Annotated in this window: 10 protein-coding genes; 3 read left to right on the top strand and 7 right to left on the bottom strand. The window is 69.7% G+C overall.

The genetic code is table 11. From position 1 onward, the window contains the following. Positions 1-70: 70 nt before the first annotated feature. Positions 71-1633 (top strand): fibronectin type III domain-containing protein, encoded by a 1563-nt coding sequence (locus ACIBK3_RS23915; protein WP_399368506.1) that lies wholly within the window; start codon positions 71-73, stop codon positions 1631-1633. 57 nt (positions 1634-1690) lie between these two features. Here ACIBK3_RS23915 and ACIBK3_RS23910 read toward each other — a convergent pair whose 3' ends face one another. After that, entirely contained in the window at positions 1691-2572 is an 882-nt protein-coding gene (locus tag ACIBK3_RS23910; RefSeq protein ID WP_399368504.1) for a DUF4429 domain-containing protein, read from the bottom strand. A 69-nt stretch (positions 2573-2641) separates the two neighbouring features. Between ACIBK3_RS23910 and ACIBK3_RS23905 the strand changes: the two genes are divergently transcribed. Further along, the gene (locus ACIBK3_RS23905; RefSeq protein ID WP_399368502.1) at positions 2642-4231 is read left to right on the top strand and encodes a beta-N-acetylhexosaminidase; all 1590 of its coding nucleotides are present in this window, start codon (positions 2642-2644) and stop codon (positions 4229-4231) included. A 69-nt stretch (positions 4232-4300) separates the two neighbouring features. Here the strand turns inward: ACIBK3_RS23905 and ACIBK3_RS23900 are convergent, their stop codons facing one another. From ACIBK3_RS23900 to ACIBK3_RS23875, 6 genes are all read right to left on the bottom strand, one after another. After that, entirely contained in the window at positions 4301-6070 is a 1770-nt protein-coding gene (locus ACIBK3_RS23900; protein ID WP_399368500.1) for an IucA/IucC family protein, read from the bottom strand. After that, positions 6067-6597, bottom strand: a complete 531-nt coding sequence (locus ACIBK3_RS23895) for a GNAT family N-acetyltransferase (RefSeq protein ID WP_399368498.1) — start codon at positions 6595-6597, stop codon at positions 6067-6069. Before ACIBK3_RS23895 ends, ACIBK3_RS23900 begins: the two co-directional genes overlap by 4 nt. Next, a complete protein-coding gene (locus ACIBK3_RS23890) occupies positions 6594-7886 on the bottom strand; it encodes a lysine N(6)-hydroxylase/L-ornithine N(5)-oxygenase family protein (RefSeq protein WP_399368496.1) in 1293 nt (430 codons plus the stop codon). Before ACIBK3_RS23890 ends, ACIBK3_RS23895 begins: the two co-directional genes overlap by 4 nt. After that, entirely contained in the window at positions 7870-9312 is a 1443-nt protein-coding gene (gene desA / locus ACIBK3_RS23885; protein WP_399368494.1) for a lysine decarboxylase DesA, read from the bottom strand. The genes ACIBK3_RS23890 and desA overlap by 17 nt, the downstream gene beginning before the upstream one ends. Positions 9313-9488: 176 nt before the next feature. Then, complete coding sequence (locus ACIBK3_RS23880; protein WP_399368492.1) at positions 9489-10334, bottom strand: siderophore-interacting protein; 846 nt, start codon at positions 10332-10334, stop codon at positions 9489-9491. Positions 10335-10382: 48 nt separating this feature from the next. Then, a complete protein-coding gene (locus ACIBK3_RS23875) occupies positions 10383-11429 on the bottom strand; it encodes an ABC transporter substrate-binding protein (RefSeq protein WP_399368490.1) in 1047 nt (348 codons plus the stop codon). A 326-nt stretch (positions 11430-11755) separates the two neighbouring features. Here ACIBK3_RS23875 and ACIBK3_RS23870 point away from each other — a divergent pair, with 326 nt between their 5' ends. After that, positions 11756-13684: a glycosyltransferase family 2 protein gene (locus ACIBK3_RS23870; protein ID WP_399368488.1), complete on the top strand. Its 1929-nt coding sequence runs from the start codon at positions 11756-11758 to the stop codon at positions 13682-13684. Positions 13685-13802 lie beyond the last annotated feature (118 nt).

The following is a 13802-nucleotide window of genomic DNA, read 5'->3' as shown; positions in this document are numbered from 1 at the left end:
GTCGTCCATCCGGCGTCTTGCGCTCCGTCGCCTGGGGGGACGAGTTTCAGACGCCATGGACATTCCTCGCATGGGAGTACCCGAGCAGCTGGCCGAGCGCATGAACATGGCAGAGCAGCACGAATACCTGCGCGCCAGATTCTCGCGGCGCACGATGATCAGAGGCGGCGCGGTCACGCTGGGCGCCGTCGCCGGTGGCGCGTTCGTGCCGGGTGCGACCGCCCAGGCGGCCGTACCGACACAGACGGCCGTCAGCACGGAGACCGTCGACGGCGCGCTCGTCGCCCCCTTCGGCCGGCACCTCGCCTACGGCAACGACCCGCGCACCGAGATCACCGTCTCCTGGCAGGTCCCGGTCGCCGTCAAGAAGCCCTTCATCCGGATCGGCGCCCGCCCCTGGGACCTCTCCCGCAAGATCGAGGCCGAGGTGCGCACCCTGTACACCCCGGCCGGTGTCGGCGCCAGCGGCGACCACACCCAGTACTACCTGCACGCCAAGCTCACCCACCTGCGCCCCGGCCAGACCTACTACTACGGCGTCGGCCACGCCGGCTTCGACCCGGCCGAACCGCACCTGCTCGGCACCCTGGGCACCTTCACCACCGCCCCCGCCCACAAGGCGCCGTTCACCTTCACGGCCTTCGGCGACGAGGGTGTCAGCTACCACGCGCTGGGCAACAACAGCCTGCTTCTCGGCCAGAACCCGGCCTTCCACCTGCACGCCGGAGACATCGCCTACGGCGACCCGGCCGGCCAGGGCAAGAGCACGGACACCGGCTTCGACTCGCGGGTGTGGGACCAGTTCCTCGCCCAGACCGAGTCCGTCGCCAAGTCCGTCCCGTGGATGCCGGCCTACGGCAACCACGACATGGAGGCCTGGTACTCGCCCAACGGCTACGGCGGCGAGGAGGCCCGCTGGACCCTGCCGGACAACGGGCCCGACAAGAAGAACCTCCCCGGCGTCTACTCCTTCGTCTACGGCAACACGGCGGTCATCTCGCTCGACGCCAACGACATCTCCTTCGAGATCCCGGCCAACCTCGGCATCTCCGGCGGCACCCAGACCACTTGGCTGGAAGCCCAGCTGAAGAAGTTCCGGGCGTGCGACGACGTCGACTTCATCGTGATCTTCTTCCACCACTGCGCCTACTGCACCTCCACCGCGCACGCCTCGGAGGGCGGTGTGCGCCAGGAGTGGGTGCCGCTGTTCGAGAAGTACACCGTGGACCTGGTGATCAACGGTCACAACCACCAGTACGAGCGCACCGACGTCATCAAGGCGGGCAAGGTCACCAAGAAGCTTCCGATCGGCGGCACGGCGTACCCCGAGACCGACGGTGTCGTGTACGTGACGGCGGGCGCGGCAGGCCGCAGCCTGTACGCGTTCAGCGCCCCGCTGTCCTACGAGGGCCACGAGAACGAGGTCGACTCCGTGGCCTCGTTCATCAACACCAAGGACGGCAAGCAGAACGAGACCGTCACCTGGTCCCGGGTGCGCTACCTCGACTACTCCTTCCTGCGCGTGGACGTCACCCCGGCCGCCAGGGGCCGCACGGCCACGCTGACGGTGCGGGGCATCGCGGAGAGCGGCGCGCGGGTCGACCACTTCACGGTGGCGCGCAAGGCCAAGTAGGGCTCTAGCCGAGGTGCGTGTGCCCGGAAGGCGGGGCGCACAGCGGGCGGGCGGTCCTCACATCGTCTTGAGGATCGCCTGCTTGGCCACCGCGAACTCCTCGTCGGTGAGCACACCCGAGCGGTGCAGCTCGCCCAGTTCGCGCAGCCGCCGCAGCACCGCGTCGTGGTCGTCCTCGACGGCGGGCGCGGGCGCGGCGAGCGCCTCGGGCCGGGTGGGCCGTACGTCCTTCGTCTGGGTCGCCGGATGCGGCAGCCGTACCTGGACGGCCGCCGCGACCAGGGCCATCAGCGGGTCCCTGCGGAAGTTCCACAGCTCCACGGCGTTCGGGTCGTACTTCGGCGGGGCCTTGGTCGGGGCGTTCCTCACGGTGAAGCGGAGATGGCCGTTCTCCAGACCCGCCCCCGGGTACCACTCCACGGCGGTGATCTCGGAGAGAGCGAGGGTGCGGGCGCCGGCGGCGGCCTTGGCGTCCTCCGTCTTCCAGTTCCATTCCAGCCGGACCTGCTCGCCGTCGAAGCTCGCGGTGCCGTCCCCGGCGGAGACCGAGATCGGCACGGCCGGGCCCGGCAGCAGATACGTGTCCACCGGGTCGGCCGGAACCCGGTCCAGGAGCAGCGCGCCCCGCACCTCGTCCACGAAGTACTCCGCGACGCCGTAGCGGTCGGACTCGACGACCAGCTGGTACGGGTCGTGCGGCTCGGTGAGCCGGCCGCCGGTGGCCAGCAGCAGCGGATCGGCGCCGTCCCGCAGCCGCAGCCGAAGCCGCCCGCTCTTCTTGCCCTGTTCGAAGGAGATGCCCGCCAACGCGCCCAGGGGGACGACGAGTTCACCGAGCGTCCTGCGGAGCAGGCTGACGTTCTTGTCAAGTCCGGGAGTCAGCCTCAGGGCATCACCGTCGAACGCCCAAGTGCCGTCCTTCTGGAGGATTTCCGCCATGAGGGGATTGTTTCACCGGTTCCGAGGCAGGATTGGTCCATACCTATAGACCTCAGGGAGGGATCGCTGGTGAGACAGCACCACAGCACGACCCGTCTTCTCGGTTCACTGCTGCTCGTCGCGACGGCGGGCGCCTTCTCCGTCGCCGCGGCACCGGCCGCCGGGACACCGGCCGCCACCCCGCTCGACCGAGTGGTCCCGGCGCCCGCCTCGGTCACACCCGGAGGATCGCCGTACCGCATCACCAGTGACACGCACATCCGCGTCGACGACTCCCGCGAGGCACGCGGGATCGGCGCCTACCTCGCCCAGCTGCTGCGCCCCTCCACCGGCTACCGCCTCCCCGTCACCACCCGCGGCCGCGGCGGCATCCAACTGCGCCTGGCCAAGGGCCCCTTCGGCGCCGAGGGATACCGCCTCGACAGCGGCGCCAAGGGCGTCACCATCACCGCCGCCCAGCCCGCCGGGCTCTTCCACGGCGTCCAGACCCTGCGCCAGCTCCTGCCCGCGGCCGTCGAGAAGGACACCGTGCAGCCCGGCCCCTGGCTGGTCGTGGGCGGCACCGTCCGGGACACCCCGCGCTACGGCTGGCGCGGCGCGATGCTCGACGTCTCCCGGCACTTCTTCACCGTCGACCAGGTCAAGCGCACCATCGACCAACTCGCCCTCTACAAGGTCAACAAGCTGCACCTGCACCTCAGCGACGACCAGGGCTGGCGCATAGCCATCGACTCCTGGCCGCGCCTGACCACCCACGGCGGCTCCACCGAGGTCGGCGGCGGCCCCGGCGGCTTCTACACGAAGGCCGACTACCAGGAGATCGTCCGGTACGCGGCCTCCCGCTACCTGGAGGTCGTCCCGGAGATCGACATGCCGGGCCACACCAACGCGGCCCTCGCCTCCTACGCCGACCTGAACTGCGACGGTGTCGCGCCCCCGCTCTACACCGGCACCGAGGTCGGCTTCAGCTCGCTGTGCGTGCGGAAGGAGATCACGTACGACTTCGTGGACGACGTCATCCGGGAGCTGGCCGCCCTCACCCCGGGCCGCTACCTGCACATCGGCGGCGACGAGGCGGACTCCACGAGCCACGAGGACTACGTCAAGTTCATGGACCGGGTCCAGCCCATCGTCGCCAAGTACGGCAAGACGGTGATCGGCTGGCACCAGCTGACCGGCGCGACCCCGGCCAAGGGCGCGCTCGCCCAGTACTGGGGACTCGACTCAGACACCGCCGAGGAGAAGGCCCAGGTGGCCAAGGCCGCACAGAACGGCACCGGGCTCATCCTCTCGCCCGCCGACCGGATCTACCTCGACATGAAGTACGACGAGGACACACCCCTGGGGCTGGACTGGGCGGGACACGTCGACGTGAAGCGGGCCTACGACTGGGATCCGGGCGCCTATCTGCCGGGGGCACCCGCGTCGGCCGTACAGGGCGTCGAGGCGCCGCTGTGGACCGAGACGCTCGCGACGAGCGCGGACCTCGAGTACATGGCCTTCCCGCGGCTCGCGGGCGCCGCCGAGCTCGGCTGGTCGCCGGCGGCCACGCACGACTGGGACGCCTACAAGGTGCGGCTGGCCGCGCAGGGGCCGCGGTGGGACGCGTTGGGGATCGGGTACTACCGGGCACCCGAAGTCCCTTGGCCCACACGGTAGTTGAAGCGTCCGAGCGGACGGGCACCCCGGAGGACCGTACTCCGGGGAGCCCGTCCTTCGGTCGGGGGCCTACAGCCCCGCGATGGGGTTCTGAAGATTCCCGACCAGCTGGAGCGCTCCGGACGGATCCGCCAGGTCCACCATCTGCCTGTTGTCGCGCAGCTGGAGCCGGTTCAGGCAGGACAGCGCGAACTCGGGGGCGAACATGTCGTACCGCTTGAACTTGTCGCCGAGTTCGGGCACCGACCGCTGGTAGTCACGGGTGACCTCGGCGACCGTGCGCCAGAAGTCCTCCTCCTCCAGGATATGCTCGGTGGCGAGGTTCGCGGCGAGGAAGCGGAAGAAGCAGTCGAAGACGTCCGTGAAGACGGACAGGAGCTTCTTGTCGTCCGGGACCTCGACGCGCAGCCGCTCCACCGTCGGCGGCAGCACCGCGTCCGGGTCCATGACGGCGATCTCCTCGGCGATGTCCTTGTAGATCGCGCGCTGCACCACGCCGTCCTTCAGGACCAGGATCACGTTCTCGCCGTGCGGCATGTAGACCAGGTCGTAGGCGTAGAAGCTGTGCAACAACGGGGTGTAGTACGCCTTCAGGTAGCGGCGCAGCCACTCCTTGGGCGGCAGCCCGGACCGCTCGATCAGGGCGCCCGCGAAGGAGGCGCCCTGGTGGTCCACGTGCACGAGGGAGGCCATCGTGGCGAGGGACTCGCCGTTACGGAGGGACGGGACCGGGCTCTCCCGCCACAGCGCGGCCAGCATCTTGCGGTACGGCGAGTAGCGGTCGGTCGCCTGCTCGTACTCCAGGTGCCGGTAGCCCACGGCCGCCCGCTCCCGGATGATCGTGAGGCCCGTCGACTTCAGCACGGGGTCGCCCTCGATCAGCTGGGCGAGCCAGTCGTTGATCGCCGGGGTCGCCTCCATGTACGCGGCCGAAAGCCCGCGCATGAAGCCCATGTTGAGCACGGACAGGGCCGTCTTCACATAGTGCTTCTCGGGGTGGGACGTGTTGAAGAAGGTCCGGATGGACTGCTGGGCCAGGTACTCGTCCTCGCCCTCGCCCAGACACACGAGGTGGCCACGGGCGACCTCGGCGGCGAAGGTGACGGTGAGCTTGTTCCACCACTGCCAGGGGTGGACGGGTATCAGGAGGTAGTCGTCGGGGTCGAGGCCCCGGTCGGTGAGCTGCTTCTCGAACCGCTCGACCGTCTCCTCGCCCAGCTCCTCCCGTACGAAGGACTCGTACTCGATCCCGACACCCGCCGTGAACGCCGCCCGAGAGCGGTGCGCGGCCAGCCACACCAGGCGGACCGGGCTCGCGGTCTCGGGGGCGTACGAGAGGTACTCGTGGATCCCGAAGCCGAGCCGCCCGTTGTTGGCGACGAAGCAGGGGTGGCCCTCGGTCATGCCGGTCTCGATGGCCTGGAAGCCGGACCGCGCCAGCTCGGCGACCGGGACCTGCGGCTTGGTGAGCTTGTAGCAGGTGCTCGAGAGGGTGGAGGAGATCTCCTCCAGGTAGACCGGCAGGATCTCGTCGCTCAGGCCCAGCGCCTTCCTCAGCTCGATGAAGAAGTCCAGGGCGTCGACCGGGAGGTCCTCGCCGTCGCGGGTACGGGTGATCGAGTCGGCGTCCACCTGCCAGTGGTCGAGCGCCCGGCGGGTGGCCGAGAAGCGGTAGCGGGTGAGGCCGTCGTCGCTGCTGACGACGTACCGCCCGTCGGCTTCCTCCGGCGTGACCAGCCGCTCGTGCGCGAACTCCGCGAGGGCCTTGCGCACGAGGAGACGGTTGGCCTTCTCCCAGCGTTCGGGGGAGAGGTGGGACACGGCGTCGGCGAGGGTCATGCGGACACCGCCGTGGCCGCAGCGAACCGCTCCCGGGTGCAGAAGCTCAGCAACGCCTTCTTCTCCGGCTTCTGTATCTCCCGCTCGGGCACGAACCCGACGGCCTCGTTCAGGGCGTGCACGGCCTTGTTGGACACGTCCGGCTCGACGACGACGCGTGCCACCGCCGGGTCCTCGAAGAGGTGCGCCATCACGGCCGTGATGACCGCCCGGGTGAAGCCGTGCACGGGCCGGTCGGTGGGCGCGACCAGGAAGTGCATGCCGACGTCGCCGGGCCGGGGCTCGTAGAGGCCGACCAGTTCGCGTTGGGCGGGGTCGTACTTCTCCATCAGGAACGCCGGTTCGCCGTCGTGCAGGCCGAGCAGGGCGTGGTGGTGCTCGTCGGCGGCGATCTCCATGTACGCCCGCTCGACGTCCTCCAGCTTCGCGTCCTGCATCATCCAGAAGGCCGCCTTGGGGTGCGTGACCCAGGAGTGCAGCAGCTCGGCGTCGCTCAGGGGGTCGAGGGGGCGGAAGGTGAAGGTCATACGGCGAACTCCTGGAACGCGATCGTCTTCTCGACCGGGTAGTACTCCGTGCCGAGCAGCTCACGGATGATGCAGCTGTTGCGGTACGCACCCATGCCCAGGTCGGGGCTGGTGACGCTGTGGGTGTGGACGCCGGCGTTCTGCAGGAAGACGCCGCGTCCGGTGACGTCGATGGCGTAGTTGCGTCCGACGTCGAAGTTGCCCCGGGAGTCGTAGCGCAGGCGGCTCTTGACGGGCCTCAGGAACTCCGGCTCGGCGTAGTGGTAGCCGGTGGCCAGGATCAGGCCCTGGGACTCGATCTCGTAGTCCTTGCCCTGCTCCTCCTGGCGGAAGGAGAGGGTGTACGTGCCGTTGTCGTACCGGGCGCCGGTGAGGGCGGAGTTGGTCAGCAGGCGGGTGGGCACCGGACCGCCGAGGTTCTTCTGGTACAGCAGGTCGAAGATCTCGTTGATGAGGTCGCCGTCGATGCCCTTGAACAGGCCCTTCTGCTCGGCCGTGAGGCGGTAGCGGGTCTGCTCCGGGAGTGCGTGGTAGTAGTCGACGTACTCCGGGCTCGTCATCTCCAGCGTGAGTTTCGTGTACTCCAGCGGGAAGAAGCGCGGGGAGCGGGTGACCCAGTTCAGCCGGTAGCCGTGGACGTCGATCTCGCCGAGCAGGTCGTGGTAGATCTCGGCGGCGGACTGCCCGGAGCCCACCAGCGTGATCGACTCCTTGCGCTGGAGCTCGGCCCGGTGCTCCAGATAGCGGGAGTTGTGGAGGAAGTCGCCGCCCAGGCCCTGGCAGGCCTCGGGGACGTGGGGCGGGGTGCCGGTGCCGAGGACCAGGTGCCGGGCGCGGAACTCGTCGCCGGCGGCGGTCCGCACGACGTAGACCTCGGCCCCTTCGTCGTACGTGACCTCGGTGACCGTCGTGCCGAAGCGGACGCTGCTCAGCTTGTTCGCGGCCCAGCGGCAGTAGTCGTCGTACTCGACCCGCAGGGGGTAGAAGTTCTCGCGGATGTAGAACGAGTACAGTCGGCCCTTCTCCTTCAGGTAGTTGAGGAAGGAGTACGGCGAGGTCGGGTCGGCGAGGGTGACCAGGTCCGACATGAACGGGGTCTGGAGGTGGGCGCCGTCCAGGAACATGCCGGCGTGCCACTCGAAGTCGGGCTTCGACTCCAGGAAGACACCGTCGAGTTCGGCGATGGGCTCGGTGAGGCAGGCCAGGCCGAGGTTGAAGGGGCCGAGCCCGATCCCCACGAAGTCGTGAGTCGCGTAAGAAGGGGCCGGGTTTTCAGGACGCGCGGTCAAGGGACTCTCCCAGGTACTGCTCGGCGTGGCCGGCGATCAGGTCGAGGACGCCGGCGATGTCGTCGACCGTCGTCTCGGGGTTGAGCAGGGTGAACTTCAGGTAGTGCCGGCCGTCGACCTTGGTGCCCGCGACGATCGCGTCCCCGGAGGCGAACAGGGCCTTGCGGGCGTACAGGTTGGCGCGGTCGATCTCGGCGGGGTCGGTGACGGCGGCCGGGATGTGACGGAAGACGAGGGTGGAGAGGGCCGGCTCGACGACGACGTCGAAGCGGGGGTCGGCCGTCAGCAGTTCCCAGCCCGCCACCGCCAGGTCGCAGACCTCGTCGAAGAGCTGCCCGATGCCGTCGGCGCCCATCACCCGCAGGGTCATCCACAGCTTGAGGGCGTCGAAGCGGCGGGTGGTCTGGAGGGACTTGTCGACCTGGTTGGGGATGCGCTCCTGCACCATCCGGCGGGGGTTGAGGTACTCCGCGTGGTAGGTGGCGTGGCGCAGGGTGGCCGCGTCCTTGACCAGCACCGCGGACGAACTCACCGGCTGGAAGAAGGACTTGTGGTAGTCGACGGTGACCGAGTCGGCGCGCTCGATGCCGTCGATGCGGTCCCGGTGCCGCACGGAGGCGAGCAGTCCGCATCCGTAGGCGGCGTCGACGTGCATCCACACGCCGTACTGGGCACACAGCTCGGCGATCTCGGGCAGCGGGTCGATGGAGCCGAAGTCCGTGGTGCCGGCGGTCGCGACGACGGCCATGGGGACCAGGCCGTCCTGCTTGCAGCGCTCCAGCTCGTGGGCGAGCGCGACGGTCTGCATCCGCTTGTCGGCGCCGACGGGGATCGACACCACGGCGTCCTGGCCCAGGCCCAGCAGTTTCGCGGACTTCTTCACACTGAAGTGGCTGACCTCGGATGCGAAGACGCGCAGTGTGGCCAGGCTGTCGCTCTTGGCCTCCTCGCGGGCCAGCAGCAGCGCCTGCAGGTTGGACTGGGTGCCGCCGGAGGTGAAGACACCGTCGGCGTTCTCGCCGAGCCCGATGCGGCCCGCGGTCCAGTCGATGAGCTTGCGCTCGATGAGGGTGCCGCCCGCCGACTGGTCCCAGGTGTCCAGGGAGGAGTTGACCGCGGAGAGGACCGCCTCGCCGACCACGGCCGGGATGACGACCGGGCAGTTGAGGTGGGCGAGGTAGCGGGGGTGGTGGAAGTAGACCGCGTCCCGGAGGTAGACGTCCTCCAGTTCGTCGAGCACCGCCGCCGTGTCGTGCAGCGGCTGGTCGAGGTCGATCTCGTCGATGCGCGGGGAGAGGGCGTCGACGCTGACTCCGGTGAACGGACGGGACGTGGTGGCGAGTTTGGCCGCCACCCGCTCGATTCCCTCGGTCACGGAGCGTCGGTAGTGCTCCGCGGTCGTGTCGTTGAGCAGGTGCGAGCGCATGTGCGGGTCCTCCGGTGGGGACGGTCCGTGGGGGGCGGGGAGCAGGACGGAGCCTCGGCTTTAACTTAGGTTAGCCTAACCTAATTCACGCGACGAAACCCTGCCTCTGCCGTGACCGCCGTCACTCTGAACTCGGGCCTGTAGTAAGGGAGTTGGAGGGGGCGAGCAAGGCGGTTTCACTCCTGCTCGCGGAGCTCCTCCTCGGAAAGGCCCTGCCGCCAGTAACCCACGAAGGTGACCCTGCGCCGGTCGAACTCCCGCTCCCGCACGAAGTGCCGGCGCAGCTCCTTCACGCAGCCGGACTCGCCCGCGATCCAGACGTACGGCCGCTCGGCGGGCGGCAGGTGGCAGGCGCGGATGGGGTCGAGCGCGAGCGGGGAGCCCGTGGCGTGGCTTTCGTCCCGCACCAGCCAGGTGATCTCGGCATCCGCCGAGGTCACCAGGTCCTGTACGTCACCGGCGTGCGGCACCTCCAGCCAGACCCGGGCACGGGTGCCGGCCGGCAACGACTCGACGATGGAACAGGCGGCGGGCACGGCGGTCTCGTCACCCCAGACCACCACCAGATCGGTGTCCTCCGGAGGCCGGAAACGGATCGCCCGGTTGTCCGCGACCGCCGGCCCGATCAGCAGCACCTTGTCACCGGCGGCGGCCCGCGCCGCCCACGCGGAGGCCGGGCCGGCCGGAGTGTGCAGCACGAAGTCGATGTCGATCTCGACGGTGTGCCCGTCGGGCCCGCGCCGAAGGTCCCGCAGCGTGTACGAGCGCATCACCGCCCGTACGTCGTCGGGGAGTTCGCGCCAGCCCTGCCACCAGCCGTCACCCAGCTCGATCGGGACGCGGGGCTCGGACTGACCGGGGTGCGGGAGGAACAGCGACAGCGACTGGTCCCGCCCGTCGGAGAGGAAGGCGCGCAGATCCTCCCCGCCGAAGCTCACCCGGACCAGAGACGGCCCCAGCCGCATCGTCCGCACGACCTGGAGGGAGAAGAAACGGAACGGAGCGGCTACTGCGGTGGTCATGGGGTAACTCCTGAATCGACGTCAGGGACGCTTACCTGGGTGCGCGGTTCAACCGACCTTCTTCGCGCCCTCGATGGCCTTCGCGAGGTTCTCCACCATCGGCACGCACTTGTCGTACGACAGAATCGGCTCCGGAGAGCGCGAGATGACCTGCCCGGCCTTGACGGCAGGCAGCTTCTTCCAGGTCGCCTCGGTGATGTCGGCGGGCTGGATCGTCGCGGTGCGGTCGTCCATCATGATGATGTCGGCCGGGTACTTGTCGACGTTCTCCCAGCTCAGCGTCTCGTACCAGCCGCCGGTCGGCTTCTTCGCGGACTCCGGCGGCTCGACGAAGTTCACGCCGAGGGCCTTGAAGTACTCCAGGTCGACGGAGAGGTTGGTGCCGGAGACGTAGAACGAGGTCTCGGCGGCCGAACCCGCCAGCACCTTGATCTCGGGCCGGGCCTTGGCGGCCTTGCGCAGCCGCTCCGAGGCGGCCTCGAAACGCTTCTTGGCGTCGGTGACCTTGGCGGCCGTCATGTCCGCGCCGAGCGACTCGGCCAGCTCCCACATGCGGGCGAGCGGCTTGGTCAGCTGACGGTCGTAGACGGAGATCGCGACGCTCGGGGCCAGCTTGGCGATCTTGTCCTTCGACGCCTCGGGCACGTACCAGAGGGTGCCGGCGGCGTCGAAGGTGGTGGTGATCAGGACCTCGGGTGCGAAGGCCGCGTACTTCTCGACGTTGAACTGGTCCCACACGTTGCCGAAGACCGTCAGCTTGCTGACGTCCATGTCGCCGGCCTGGACGTCGGCCTTGCCGCTCTTCGTCGTGGTCGGGCCGAACACGCCCGTGATCTCGATGCCGTAGTCGAAGAGGGCGGCGGCGACCCCGGTGAAGGCGACTGTCTTCGTCGGGACCTCGTCCAGCTTCACCGTCGTACCGCGGTCGTCCTTGAAAGACCACGGCCCGGCGGCTTTGGAGGGCGCCGTCGAGTCCGAGCCGCCGCTCTCCGCGTCACTGTCGCCGCACGCGGCCAGGAAGGCGCCGAGGCCGAGCGCGCCGCCGGCGGCGAGCAGGCCGCGGCGGGAGAGATGGGCGTTTCCGGCGTTCGGCATGGAGGGGTCTGCTTTCGTGCGTACGGGGGGCAACTGGACGCGCGCCAACGGTGAGCGGCGGATCAGGCTTAGGTTAGCCTAACCTTCTATTTTGTCCAGAGGGCACCCGGCCCCTGTGCCCGTCCTGTGTGGAGCGATGCCCGCGCGGGCGTGGTGCGGGCTGCTCGATGCGGCGGCCATCCCTGACCTCGGCGACGCGAAGGGTGGAGTCGTACGCGACGCTCGACGCGCCTGCCATGTCGACCCGCGAGTTGGTCAGGCCCTCCGTGCCCTGCTCGAAGGCAAGAAATCCGTCGGCGCCCGGGTCGGCAGGTAAGGTCCGTGGAATGCCGAGAGTCAAGGTCAGCGTCATCGTTCCCGTCTACAACACCGGGAAGTACGTCGACGAGTGCGCGCCGTCGCTGCTGGGGCAGAGCCTGGCGGCCGACGAGTACGAGGTGATCTACGTCGACGACGGGTCGACGGACGACACTCCGGCCCGGCTGGAGAAGATCGCGGCCGCGCATCCGAACGTCCAGGTGCACACCATGGCGAACTCGGGGTGGCCGGGTGCGCCGCGCAACCTCGGTATGCGGCACGCCAAGGGCGAGTACATCCAGTTCGTCGACCATGACGACACGCTCGGGCCCGAGGCCCTGGAGCGGCTGTACGAGCACGCGACGCGCAACGACGCCGACGTGGTCATCGGCAAGATGTCCACCGACATGGCGCGGCCCCGGCGGCTGTTCCGGCACACGGTGGACGCCTGCACGATCGAGAACGACGAGCTGATGCAGAGCTTGTCGCCGCACAAGATGTTCCGGCGGGCGTTCGTCGAGGAACACGGGCTGCGGTTCCCGGAGGGGCCGTGGATCATGGAGGACCTGGCCTTCGTCAGCGCCGCCTACCTGAAGGCCGAACGGATCTCGATACTCGCCGACTACCCCTGCTACTACTGGATGAAGCGGGACGACGGCGGCAACAACACCCGGCACCGGTTCAACCCCCGGCACGGGTTCTGGCCCAACCTGCGCACCATCGTCCGCCAGATCAAGGACGGCACCACTCCTTCCGACGACATCGACGCACTGCAGAACCGGCTGCTGCACCGCCTCTACCACGTGGAGATCCTCTCCCGGACCCGTGAGCCGGAGATCCTGCGCGAGGACCCGGCCGAGCAGCGGCAGCGCTTCGAGGCGGCCCGGGAGGTGGCGCGGGAGGAGTTCCCGGCGGCCGTGCGGGAGGGGCTGCCCGCAGTGTCACGGCTGCGGGCCGAACTGCTGGAACGCGGGGACTTCGACGGGGCGGTGACGCTCGCGGAGCGCGTCCGCGACGTGACGGCACGCGGCCTGGTCGGCGAACCGCGGTGGGAGGACGGCTGCCTGGTCGCCGACGTCACCCTGGACCTGCTGCGTGGGGACGGCGAACCGCTGGTCCTCGTCGAGCGGGACGGGACGTGGTGGCTGGACCCGGAGCTGCTGGACGGCGTGCCGGGGACGGAGGACGGCTGGGAGGTTCCCGACCCGTTCCGGCGGGCGCACGCGGAGCTGGTGGTGAAGGACCGGGACCGGGAGGACTGGTGGTACCCGGAGGGCGACCCGGAGGTGCGGCTGCAGCCGCTCGGCAAGGGGCGGTCGCGGCTCGTCGTGTCCGGGCGGCTGCGTCTCGACCCGGAGCGGCTGGCGGGCGGCCGGCCACTGAAGCGCGGGGTTCACGACCTGTGGGCGCACGTCATGTTGCTGGGCGTCGACCGGATGGTCCGTGTGACCGGCGGCGGCACTGCGGGCGGTCCGGCCGCGGGCCCGGCGCTGACCGGCGGGCGGCTCGCCCTGCCGTACTGGACCAAGGGCAAGGGTCAGCTCGCCCTCGACCTGGACCAGCGTCTGCGCAGGCTCGGGCCTGACACCAACGGTGTCGTCTCCGCGAACACCTCGCGTGCCCAGCGGTCGCTCGGGCTGCCGTACATGGCCGCCGCGCCGGGCGCCCCGCTTCCCGTCCAGGTCACCGTGTCCACCCTGACGGTCGAGGCGAAACTGGCCCCCGGAGCCGACGGAACGGCACGACTGCGCCTGCCCACCCGCCTCAAGCTTCCCGCCGGACGTCACCCGGTCACTTTCCCGAAGGCGGACACCCCGGTCGCGTACGCCGTGGTCCGTGACGGTTCCCTGCTGCGTCTGGAGGGCCCGGCGTACCAGGCCGGCACCGGGCGTCGGCTCCGGGACGCGGTCGCCGACAACCGCCGGATCCGGCGGCTGCGGGGGCGGTTGGGCCGGTAGGGCCGGGCGGCCGACAAGGCTCGGCGGCCGACTCCCGGCAGCCGTCGGCCCGCTCCGTCCTCGGCTGACGGCGGCCGACTCCCGACGTTCGCCGGCCCGCTCCGCCCCGGCGGACGCG

Origin of the sequence: Streptomyces sp. NPDC050287, from assembly GCF_044459385.1 — a bacterium.
GTDB lineage: Bacteria > Actinomycetota > Actinomycetes > Streptomycetales > Streptomycetaceae > Streptomyces.
The sequence above is the reverse complement of the archived record's forward strand: the minus strand, read 5'-3'. Positions and strand labels throughout refer to the sequence as shown.

Excerpts from the sequence above, each read along its gene's own strand:
- ACIBK3_RS23915 (WP_399368506.1), top strand. The coding sequence starts at position 71 with ATGGGAGTACCCGAGCAGCTGGCCGAGCGCATGAACATGGCAGAGCAG.
- desA (WP_399368494.1), bottom strand. The coding sequence starts at position 9,312 with ATGCGCTCGCACCTGCTCAACGACACGACCGCGGAGCACTACCGACGC.
- ACIBK3_RS23875 (WP_399368490.1), bottom strand. The coding sequence starts at position 11,429 with ATGCCGAACGCCGGAAACGCCCATCTCTCCCGCCGCGGCCTGCTCGCC.
- ACIBK3_RS23910 (WP_399368504.1), bottom strand. The coding sequence starts at position 2,572 with ATGGCGGAAATCCTCCAGAAGGACGGCACTTGGGCGTTCGACGGTGAT.
- ACIBK3_RS23880 (WP_399368492.1), bottom strand. The coding sequence starts at position 10,334 with ATGACCACCGCAGTAGCCGCTCCGTTCCGTTTCTTCTCCCTCCAGGTC.
- ACIBK3_RS23900 (WP_399368500.1), bottom strand. The coding sequence starts at position 6,070 with ATGACCCTCGCCGACGCCGTGTCCCACCTCTCCCCCGAACGCTGGGAG.
- ACIBK3_RS23895 (WP_399368498.1), bottom strand. The coding sequence starts at position 6,597 with ATGACCTTCACCTTCCGCCCCCTCGACCCCCTGAGCGACGCCGAGCTG.
- ACIBK3_RS23870 (WP_399368488.1), top strand. The coding sequence starts at position 11,756 with ATGCCGAGAGTCAAGGTCAGCGTCATCGTTCCCGTCTACAACACCGGG.